Source organism: Pseudomonas sp. ENNP23, from assembly GCF_001728945.1.
GTDB lineage: Bacteria > Pseudomonadota > Gammaproteobacteria > Pseudomonadales > Pseudomonadaceae > Metapseudomonas > Metapseudomonas otitidis.
In genome coordinates, this window is record NZ_LYSP01000047.1 from 35,977 (window position 1) to 44,919 (window position 8,943).

The window sequence follows — 8,943 nt, forward strand, 5'->3', positions numbered from 1 at the left end:
AGCCCTCCTAGACAGCCGCCGGGCCGACACGGCCCTTGCGCAAGGCATCGATGACGGCCTCTTTCGGCCCGTCGGCGACGATGTGTCCCGCATCCAGCACCACCAGGCGTTCCACCAGGCTGAGCATGGAGGCGCGGTGGGTGATGAGCACCACCGTCTTGCCCTGGGCCCAGGCGTGCAGGCGGTTGCGCAACAGGTCTTCGCTGGTGTTGTCCATGGCGCTGGTGGGCTCGTCCAGCAGCAGGATGGGCGGGTCCAGCAGCAGCGCGCGGGCCAGCAATACGGCCTGGCGCTGGCCGCCGGAAAGCAGTTGGCCGCGTTCGCCCACCGGGCGGTCGAAGCCCTGGGGGTGCTGCCGGGCCAGTTCGGTGACGCCGGTCAGCTCGGCCACCTCCAGCATCCGCGCGTCGTTCACGTAGCGGGCGCCGAGGGTGAGGTTGTCCCGCAGGCTGCCGGAGATCAGCGGCATGTCATGGGTGACGAAGCCGATCTGGTGGCGCAGGTCGGCCACGTCCAACTGGCGCAGGTCGATGCCGTCCAGCAGCACCTGGCCTTCTTCGGGGCTGTAGAAGTTCATCAGCAGCCGCGCCAGGGTGCTCTTGCCCGAGCCGCTGCGGCCGATGATGCCGACCCGCTCGCCGGCTGCCAGTCGCAGGCTGACGTTGTGCAGCGCCGGGGCGTTCTGCTCGGGGTAGCGGAAGCTCACCCCGCGCACGTCGATGGCGCCGCGAATGTGGGTGCGCTCCAGGGGCTGCTGGGTGTTCTCCCGCTCCTGGGGCAGGCCCATCAGCGAGTCGGTGCTCTGCATCGTCAGTTGGGCCTGCTGGTAGCGGGTGATCAGCCCGGCGATCTGCCCGAGCGGCCCGAGCACGCGACCGTTGAGCATGTAGCTGGCCACCAGGGCGCCGACGCTGAGGTTGCCGCCGATGATGCTGTAGACCCCGGCGACGATCATCGCCAGCCCGGCGAACTGCTGCAGGAACAGGGTGCCGTTGGTGACCAGCGCAGAGAGGAAGCGGGCGTGGCTGTCCAGGCGGGTGAGGGCGCCGTGGGTGCGTTCCCAGCGGTGCTGGCGCTCGCTCTCGGCGCCGCAGGCCTTGAGGGTTTCCAGGCCGGAGAGGGTTTCGATCAGCAGCGCCTGGCGTTCCGCGCCCAGGGCCAGGCTGCGTTGCACGGTGTCGCGCAGGCGGGTCTGGATGATCCAGGCGAAGATCGCCGTGATGGGGAAGGCGAGGATCGGGATCACCACCAGCCAGCCGCCGAGCAGCCCGATCACCACCAGCATGAGGATGGAGAAGGGCAGGTCGATGAGGCTGGTGAGGGTGACGGCGGTGAGGAATTCCCGCAGGCCCTGGAAGTCATGAATGCTCTGGGCGAAGCCGCCGATGGTGGCCGGCCTGGCCTTCATCGACATGCCGGTGATGCGCTCGAAGAGGGTGGCCGAGAGCACCACGTCGGTCTTCTTCCCGGCGGTGTCCAGCAGGTGCGCCCGCAGCACCCGCAGCAGCAGGTCGAAGCCGGTGCCGATGAGCAGGCCGATGGTCAGCACCCAGAGCGTCGAGGTGGCCTGGTTGGGCACCACGCGGTCGTAGGTCTGCATCACGAACAGCGGCACCAGCATCCCCAGCAGGTTGATCAGCAGGCTGGCCAGTACCGCGTCGGTGTAGAGCCAGCGCGACAGCCGCAGGGTGTCGCGGAACCAGGACTTGACCCGGGGCATCAGCGGCTTGCGGGTCTCCTCCAGCTCGTGGCGGGGGCGGGCGAACAGCGCCTGGCCGCTGTACTCGGCGGCCAGGGCCTCGCGGTCGATCCATTGCTGGCCGCCGTCGGACTCGCTGGGCAGGATCAGCGCGCGGCCGTCCTTGCCCCACTGGTGCAGCACCGCGCTGCGGCCGTTGCGCAGCAACAGCAGCACCGGCAGGTTGAGCGGCGAGATGGCGTGCAGCTCGCGGCGCAGCAGGCGGCTCTGCAACCCGGCCCGTGCCGCTGCGCGGGGCAACAGCTCCGGGGTCAGGCGCTGTTCGGCCAGTGGCAGGCCGGCGGTGAGGCTGCCCCGGCTGGCGGGGCTCTCGTGCAGCCTGCAGAGGATCAGCAGGCCGTCGAGCAGGGGGTCATCGTGGCTCTGCCGCGGGTCGACTGCAGGGCCCGCCAGTTCCATGGTGGTCATCGACAGCTCCGGGTCCGGGTTACTTCAGGTCCGGTAGTCGGGCCTCGCTCTTCACCTCGGTGGCGGCTACGGCTTCGGCCGGGACCACTACTCGCTGGCGCTGCAGCAGGCCGCCCATGGCCGCGAACACGCGGTACATGGCGAACTCCTCGGTGTAGCGGACTTCGACGTAGCGGCGGTTGGCGGTGAACAGCTCGTTGTCGCTGTCCAGCAGGTCCAGCAGGGTGCGCTGGCCAAGGCCGAACTGCTGCTGGTACGCCTCGCGCACGCGCTGGGTGTAGTCGGCGTATTCACGCGCCTTGGGGGTTTGCAGGCGGGCGTTCTCCATGGCGTTCCAGGCCAGGGCGAGGTTCTCGTTGAGGGTGCGCAGGGCGTTGTTGCGGATATCCATCGACTGGTTGATGGAGTGGGCGGCAGCCTGCAGACGGGCCTTGTCGCGCATGCCGTTGAACAGGTTGTAGTTCATCACCACGGCGGCTCGCCAACCCTTCACGTGGCCCTCGTCGCCTTGCACGTCGTTGTCGGCGTTGGTGGCCAGCTCGCCGTCGAAGCGCGGATAGAACGGCGACTTGGCCGACTCGTACTGGCTCTCGGCAGCCTGCACGTCGGCCTGGGCGGATTTCAGGTAGGGGTTGTTCTCCATCATGGTCTGGCGCGCTGCCAGCAGGTCGGCGGGCATCTCGCCGCGGACGCTGGAGGGGGCTTCCAGCTCGTCCGCCGGGCGGCCGACGGCGCTGAAGAAGTTGGCCTCGGCATCGGCCAGGTTCACTTCCTCGGTGTAGAGGTTGTTCTCGGCCAGTGCCAGGCGGGCGGCGGACTGGTCGGAGTCGGCGGTGCTGCCCACGCCGCGCTGGCTGCGCAGGTTGATCTGGTCGCCGACGCGCTGGTGCGACTGCAGGTTGTTGCGGGCCAGGGCCACCATTTCGCGCCGCTTGAGCACTTCCAGGTACACCTCGATGGTGCGCAGCGCCAGGCTCTCGGCGGTGGCCAGGGTGTAGTAGGCGCGGGAGTTCACCACTGATTGGGTGCGGCCCACCTCGTTGGGGGTGTTGAAACCGTCGAACAGCATCTGCCGCAGGCGCAGCTCGGCGTTGCTGTAGTTGAGGGTCTCGGTGTTGTGGTTGCCCTGGGCCCGGGTGCTGGGGTTGTCGGTCATCTGCCGGCCGTAGCCGGCGATCAGGTCGACGGTCGGCAGGTAGCCGCCCTTGGCCACCTTCACCTGCTCGTCGGCCACGAGGCGGGCGTTGGAGGCAGCGCGCAGTTCCGGGTGGCTGTCGAGGGTGCTCTGAATCGCATCCGTGAGATTCATCGCCTGGACCGGGGTGCTGGCGAAGGCCAGCAACATGGCGCTCCAGAGTGGGGTAAGTGCTCGCATGAGGGGGCTCCTTGTCCGATGCTTTTTGCTGCTTTCTTCAGGGTCGACGTTTTTTTGGCGAAATTGCCTGTCCAACCGTTTCAGGCTTGTAACATCAGAGCTAAGAACAACTTTTGACGGAGCTAAGAAATTTTTCTCACAAGGTATATGCAGAAAAAATCTTATGCAGGTGCGGCAAACCGGCACATCTTGTTCTCCTGTCAGCCGCGAAATACGGGCCTTTCAGGCATTCGCGGTCTGGTTTCAGGTGGCCAGTTGCGCGATTCGAGCCCTGGGGAGACGCCGGTTTTGCTGGAGCAGTTCGACATGGAAATAAGTGACGTTTTTTTGTCGCGAATTTTTTGACCAAAATATTGTCGCCCCGCCCCACGCATTCCCCCCCCTTTGAGCACCGCTCCTACGCAGCGCTGGCCCTATTCGAGAAGGGTTGTCGGCAGTGGTCGACAGGTGTGCGCTGGAGGAAGGATTCATGGCTACGGTAATCGGTGTCGTCAGGCAGGTCGTAGGCGAGGTGTTCGCGGTAGCAGGCGATGGAACGCGCCGGCCGTTGGTGGAAGGGGACCGGGTCTTCGCCGGCGAGCAACTGGTCACCGGCGCCGAAGGTGCGGTGGCCATCAACCTGGCCAGCGGCGGTGAGCTGACCCTGGGGCGCGACAGCAGCACCACCCTGAGCACGCAGATGCTCAGTACCGGTGGCGATAACGTGGCGCCGGTCGACCCGACCGCCGATGCCCAGCCGCAGCCCCCGAGCCAGCAGGAACTGACCGACGTTGAGCAACTGCAGGCCGCCATCGAGGCCGGCGTGGACCCGACCCTGGCCGCCGAGGCCACCGCAGCCGGTCCGGGCGCGGGCGGTGCCGGTGGCGCGGGCGGTGTGGGCGGCGGCCACTCCTTCGTGCTGCTGTCGGAAACCGGCGGCGCGGTGGACCCGACCATCGGCTTCCCCACCGGGCCCATTGACTTCACCCCGCTGTTCCCCGAGGGCGACATCCCCCCGCTGCCGGACGACTCCACCCCTTCGCTGACCGTTGTGTTCCTGGATGAGGCCGGCAGCGTGGTGACCGGCCCCGGCGAGGTGGATGAAGAGGCCCTCAACGGCGGCGAAGGCGGGGGCGGCAAGGCCGGTAGCAACGCCGGCAGTAGCGCCGAAAGCACTTCTGGCAGCCTGGTGATCACCTCGCCGGACGGCATCGACCGTGTCGAGGTGCTGGACGTCAACGGCAACTGGATCAACGTCACCGGTGGCGGCACCGTGCAGGGCGCTTTCGGCGTGCTGGTGTTCGACGGTGCCGGCAACTGGACCTACACCCTCACCGACAACAGCCTCGACCACGGCAACCCCAACGCCACCGGCGCCGACGATCAGGTGTTCGACAACTTCAGCGTGCGGGTCTTCGACCTGGACGGCGACGTGTCGCCCACCGTGCCGCTGACCGTCGCCATCAACGACGACGGCCCCACGGCCGGGCTGGAGCCGACCCAGGAAGGTGGCTTCGTGACGCTGGACGAGACCGCCGGCCTGCAGCCGGACAGCCAGGACGTGAGCGGCCCGCTGGCGGTGTTCGCCACGGTGGCCAACCCCTCCGGTGACATGCTGGCCTTTGCCCAGGGCAATGGCCCCGTGGTGCTGGGAGCCTTCGACGTGGGCGCCGACGAAGCCGGCACCTCGGCGGTGTTCTCCCTGGCCCTGGGCGAGGGCGGCGGGGAGGGCGGCAGCGGCCTGTTCACCACTGCTGGCAGCCCGGTCACCCTGGCCTTGGAGAGTGGCTTGGTGGTGGGCCGTGACGGCAATGGCAATGCCGTGTTCGCCATTGCCATCGATCCGAACTCCGGCCAGTTGAGCGTGGTGCAGTACGAGTCCCTGCGTCATTCCGACAGCAGCAGCGATGACGAGGGCCTGGACCTGTCCGGCCTGGTGCGCGCGGTGTTCACCGTCACCGACGGCGACGGCGACCAGGCCACCGCCAGCGCCGAGATCGGCAGCGCCATCCGCTTCGAGGACGACGGCCCCACGGCGGTGATCCGACTGACCGAAGGCGGCAGCGTGACCCTCGATGAAAGCGCCGGCTTGCAGAACGGCACGGCCACGCCCGGTGTCCCCGGCGATGCCGGCAACCAGGACAGCAGTGATCCGGCCGTGGCGGCACTGTTCAGCGGCGTGGAAAACGCCGGCAGCGACCTTGCCAGCCCCGGCTATGCCCAAAGCAACGGCCCGGTGGTGGATGTTTCCGGCAGCAGCACCGGCGAGGACGAGGAGGGCGCTACCACGGTGCTGAGCCTGTCCATCGTCGGTGGCGACGGCACCGATTCCGGCCTGACCACCACCGACGGGCGTTCCATCGTCCTCAGCCTGGAAGGCGGGCTGGTGGTGGGCCGCATCGTCGGCGGCAGCCTCGACGGTCAGGCTGCGTTTGCCGTGGCCATCGGCCAGGACGGTACCCTCAACGTCGCCCAGTACGTGTCGCTGTTCCACCCGGACACCAGCAGTGGCGATGACGGCGTCAGCCTCACCGGCAAGATCAACGCCGTGGTCACCGTGACCGACGGCGACGGTGACGTGGCCGTTGACCAGGTGGGCGTCGGCGCTGCCGTGCGCTTCGAGGACGACGCCCCCATCGCCAGCATCCAACGGGTGGAAGGCCGTGGCGTGACCCACGATGAAAGCCCCGAGTTGCAGAACGCCACCACCACCCCGGCCCCGGCCGGTGATGCCGACGACAACGACGTGGCCAGCAAGGAGGTGGCTGCGCTGTTCGACGGGGTGGACAACGTCGGCACCGACCTGCTCGGCTTCGCCCAGAGCGAAGGCTCGCTGGTCAGCACCGCCGGCAGCAGCTTCGGCGAGGACCAGGAGGACGCGACGGTCGAACTCAGCCTGGCCGTCACCGGCGGTGACGGCGTCGACTCGGGCCTGACCACCACCGATGGCCAGGTGATCCGTCTGTACGTGGAGAACGGCCTGGTGGTCGGCCGGGTGGAGGGCCCGCAAGGGCCCGGCCAAGCAGCTTTCGCCATCGCCCTGGGGGCCGATGGCACGGTGAGCGTGGCCCAGTACCTGTCCCTCTATCACGCCGACACCGGCAGCGCTGACGATGCGGTTGACCTGGCCGGCCTGGTCAAGGCTGTGGTCACCGTGACCGATGGCGACGGAGACGTGGCCCGGAGTGAAGTGGACATCGGCAGCGCTGTGCGCTTCGAGGACGACGCGCCCAGCGCGGCCATCCGGGCCGTGGAAGGCCGCGTGGTGATCCACGACGAAACTCCCGGCCTGCAGAACACCAGCGCCACACCCGGCGTCCCCGGCGATGCCGCCAACCATGACACCAGCAACCCGGCCGTGGCGGCGCTGTTCGCCAGCGTGATCGATGCCGGCACCAGCCTGGCAGCCGGCTATGCCCAGAGCACCGGCGCGGTGGTGGACACGTCTGCCAGCAACGTTGGCCAGGACCAGGAGGGCGCCACCACGGTGCTCAGCCTGTCGGTGCAGGACAGCGACTCGGGCCTGAAGGCCCTCGACGGCTCGCCCATCCTGCTCAGCGTCGAGAATGGTCTGGTGGTCGGCCGGGTGTCCGGCGGCGCCCTTGACGGGCAAGCCGCGTTCGCCGTGGCCATCGGCCAGGACGGCACCCTCAGCGTGGCCCAGTACCTGCCGCTGCAGCACCTGGACGACAGCAGCGCCGACGACACACTGAGCCTCACCGGCAAGATCAACGCCGTGGTCACCGTGACTGATGGCGACGGCGACGTGTCGGTGGCTTCCACCGGTATCGGCGAGGCCGTGCGCTTCGAGGACGACGGCCCCACCGCCAGCGACGTGCGCGCTGAAACCGTGCTGGACGATGAAGGCCTGGCTGGCGGCATCAACGGCGGCCCTGGCGATGTGCCCGGTGCCAACACCAGCGCCAGCGGCAGCCTCGGCTACGGCGGTGGCGCCGACGGCGTGAAGAGCGTGGAACTCACCGGCCCTGGCAGCCTGGGCGGCGAGAGCGTCACCTCCACCTGGGACGCCGCCAGCAACACCCTGACCATCAGTTCCGCCCGGGGCGCGTTGATGACCGTGGTGCTCACCGACCCGGCCACCGGCGCCTACACGGTCAACCTGCTGCAACCGCTGATGCACCCGCAGGGCGGCACCGAGGACAGCATCACCCTCAACGTCGGCTACAAGGTCACTGACGGTGACGGCGACAGCGCCAACGGCTCCCTCGCCGTGGTGATCAACGACGACTCGCCCAGCGTTCAGGCCAGCGAGCTGGACCTGACCTCCTCGGTGACCTTCCTCGGCACCAACGCCGGCTACGCCAACACCTACGGCTACTACATCAAGGGCGACGACGGCACGCCCCAGGGCGGCAAGATCATCTGGGCCAACGTGCACGACCAGGGTGCAGGCAGTCAGGTCAACCTCAATGGCCTGGACCCGGCCCACACCGGCTTCTTCCTCATTCCCGACGGTGCCGCCAACGGCGGCCTGAGCAATGGCGCGGAGGTCACCTTTCAACTGGTGGGCGGCAAGTGGCAGGCCTTCATCGGCAGCACCCCGCTGGTGGGGGCCGATGGCGCCAACGTGCTGTTCAGTGACGCGGCCCTGAACCCCGGCGGCTCCCACCTGCAGGACACCGGCAGCGCCGGCAATCAGAACTGGGAAGACAAGACCGACACCTCCGACTACGACTACAACGACGTCAGCACCAACGTCACCTGGGGCTCGGCGATCGCCCTGCAGGTGGACGAGTCCAACTTCGCCCAGGACGCCACCGCCAACTTCAGCGGCGTGTTCAACGTGCAACCCGGTGCCGACGGTCTGGGCAGCCAGACCTACAGCCTGAGCGTGCAGAACGCCAGTTCCGGCCTGGTGGACACCGCCACCGGCGAGGCGGTGCTGCTGAGCCTCAACGGCTCGGTGATCGAAGGCCGCACTGCCGGCACCGGCGAGCTGGTCTTCACCCTCAGCGTGAACGCGGCCGGCACCGTCACCCTCGACCAGCAGCGCGCCGTGGTGCACCCCACCAGCGACGCCGACGAGGCCAAGTACCTGGGCGCCGGGCGTGTCAGCCTGACCCTCACCGTGGTGGACAAGGACGGTGACAGCGCCAGCGGCGCGGTGGACATCGGCAAGCTCATCAGCTTCAAGGACGACGGCCCGAGCATCAGCGCCGGCCAGGCCGGCGTCGCCAGCCTGCAGGTGGACGAAACCATCCTGGGCACCGACGCCACCACTGATTTCAGCAGTGCCTTCACCAGCAGCTACGGCGCCGACGGTGCCGACGGTGCCGGCAGCATTGCCTACAGCCTGGCGCTCAGTGCCAACGGTGCCTCCAGCGGCCTTAAGGACAGCGCCAGCGGCAGCGACATCAAGCTCTACCTGGAAGGCAACCAGGTGGTCGGCCGTGTGGGGGGT

General features: G+C 68.3%; 3 protein-coding genes. 1 reads left to right on the forward strand and 2 read right to left on the reverse strand.

All coding sequences use genetic code 11. The features are described 5' to 3' along the window. Positions 1-7 precede the first annotated feature (7 nt). Together A9G05_RS22360 and A9G05_RS22365 are read right to left on the reverse strand one after the other, a co-directional pair. On the reverse strand, positions 8-2,167 hold the full coding sequence (locus A9G05_RS22360; protein ID WP_069563037.1) for a type I secretion system permease/ATPase: 2,160 nt from the start codon (positions 2,165-2,167) through the stop codon (positions 8-10). Positions 2,168-2,186: 19 nt separating this feature from the next. Beyond that, positions 2,187-3,542 carry a TolC family outer membrane protein gene (locus A9G05_RS22365; protein WP_069563038.1) on the reverse strand — a complete coding sequence of 452 codons (1,356 nt, stop codon included), beginning with the start codon at positions 3,540-3,542 and terminating at the stop codon, positions 2,187-2,189. Positions 3,543-4,011: 469 nt separating this feature from the next. Here A9G05_RS22365 and A9G05_RS22370 point away from each other — a divergent pair. Further along, positions 4,012-8,943 (forward strand): retention module-containing protein (locus tag A9G05_RS22370; RefSeq protein WP_139131224.1); only part of this gene is annotated, 4,932 nt, incomplete at its 3' end.

Bases quoted from the DNA above. Each gene is read 5' to 3' on its own strand.
- A9G05_RS22360 (WP_069563037.1), bottom strand. From the start codon at position 2,167: ATGACCACCATGGAACTGGCGGGCCCTGCAGTCGACCCGCGGCAGAGC.
- A9G05_RS22365 (WP_069563038.1), bottom strand. From the start codon at position 3,542: ATGCGAGCACTTACCCCACTCTGGAGCGCCATGTTGCTGGCCTTCGCC.